We start from the raw sequence: 2,238 nt of genomic DNA on the forward strand, positions 1-2,238 counted from the left end.
GCTACCAGATTTGATATAAAAACCTTATCCCTTTCAACCTTTCTTGCCCTTCTGCCTTCTGCCTTCTGCCTTCTTCAAAGAAATAATCTATTCTAGCCTTTTCTTCCGGCTGTATTTCATCTTCTTTTCAGATTTCTTAGTAATTTCTCTCATCCTTTCGGTAAACTTTTCTATCTCAAAATGTTTTTCGTATTGAGTAACATGTTGGTAAGCAAATTGTAAATACCAATTCGACAGTTTTACTACGTTTTGAGTATCTAATAAATTGGCATTAAACTGGGTAAATGCACCAAAACCAGGAATTCCAGAGAATGCATCAAAGAATCTGTTGCGGAAAAGTTCAAGTGCTACATCTGCCTCTCCAACAGTATTAAATCCTTGAGCCACAATCTTGGCTAAAGCTTCAGAAGAATCCTTAACAACTACCTTAAAGGTATCTTCCACTACATCTCCAACAAAATCAGGCAAAAATAATGCTACCTGTAATTGTTGAAATAAAAGTAAAAAGATGAGTGAAGTAATCTGAGTTGAAATATAATCTTTAATCTCTGGATTTTCATTAATATATTGAAGAGCAAATTTTTGATCGACCTTGCGCTTATAGCCATTAAATGCAGCAGGTTGATTAGATATATGCCTGTATTTATTTTGCTTGATACTCTGGCGGAGAATGTCAGTTAAAACAGTAATCAGTGCATTATTAGGAATATCAGGTTCATATATGGTGGATAGTTTACCAGGATTGTTGCTTAAATGAGGAACCGTATCCAGATCGGACCAAAATCGATAAGTATTATCCTTTAGATCTGGTTTACTCTCATACCTGCTTACAAACTTATCATTTGTAAAACATGGATTTCCGACTGTTACCACTCTTATTTTGCATCGCTTACCTTTATCCCATTGATCTTGGCTCTCTTTTAATGCTAAAGCTAAAATCTGCGCTAGAGCACCTCCTAAACTGTGACCAGCGACAATGATTTCTATCTGTGCATCCTCTTTTGCTTTCTTAAAATCTTTTTTAGCTTTTTCTATATCAATGGAATCATCACTCTTCTGATCTTGGGCCTCCAATTCATCATCTTTATTCTCTTGCTGAGTTCCAGTCGTCAATTTCTCTTGAACATGAGACCATACTTGATAAGCATTGATATATAGCTGACTAGCTTCATTCAATTGGTCATATCCAGTTTTCTTGTCCAAGGCAACTTTCTTGTCTTGAATTGATTTAATTAAGTTAGTTATTTTTTCAATGTTTCGTTGATCTTCGTTTCGTTTCTGTAATTTAGTTTGGAGTTGACTTAATTTCCCTTCTATGTCCGTTAATATCTGTTGTAACTCACCTCCTATCTTTTTTTTCTCTTCTATTTCTTGTTTAACTACCCTTTTGAGAAAATCTAAAAGTAACTCACCCGTATTACTCCGCATTTTTGTCAAATGAACTTTCAATCCTCTACTAGCTCCTGAAGATATGGCAGGTTCATTCCTTCTTGATGTTTTATCTATAACATCCTTACTCCAAGGTTCGCCTTTGTTCCAAGAGCGAGTTTTAAATAGACTTAAATCTTGAAACAAAGTAGCAAAAATTGAGAAAGGATTTGTTCCAGCAATGGAAATGACATATTGTGTCTTATTTTCTTCATGAAATTCTTTATATTCCTCCTTTGGATCTAAATTTCCATAACCCTCATAATTCAAATACTTTGCCTTCCTCTTACCAGGGTAGGAAAGATACTTAGCAACAAACATTGTAGCATCTGCAACATTAGAAGTTGGTCTTTGCTCAACACTAACACCCCATACAAGTTCCCATTCTCCAATTAATCTCCTAATTTTCTTATCCTTGAAAGTTTCTTCAACAGCTCTACTCGCTAAATCCGATAAGTATTGTTCTTTACCAGTATAAAGCTTAGGAAAAGAAACACAATAGGAAAGCCAAATCAAAGAAAATATTTTCCTGTCCCATAAATACTTTGCTGGTGAGATTGAATCATCGTCTGAAGAATAATCTTTTGAAGAATCTCCTTTGAAGTAGCCTTCATGCTCTGTTCCTGTTTCCTGTATATTGAGATTAAAGGTTTCTTTCGCTTTTGGTTTTTCCTTTTTTTCTTTTTTTGCCATAATAATGCTTCCTTTTGTTGTTGTGTTGTGAAAAATTGAATGATGTCCAAAAAGTGGGTCTAGAAATCTCTACTAAGCGATCGCCCATTAACTATAAATACCTGTAGAGACTATTGA

1 protein-coding gene is annotated in these 2,238 nt (G+C 34.6%); it reads right to left on the bottom strand.

Going from position 1 to position 2,238, the window contains the following annotated elements:
• Positions 1–87 precede the first annotated feature (87 nt).
• On the bottom strand, positions 88–2,121 hold the full coding sequence (locus AC3DU7_RS31700; protein WP_488043203.1) for a lipase family protein: 2,034 nt from the start codon (positions 2,119–2,121) through the stop codon (positions 88–90).
• Positions 2,122–2,238: the final 117 nt, after the last annotated feature.

This window comes from Okeania sp., from assembly GCF_983059655.1.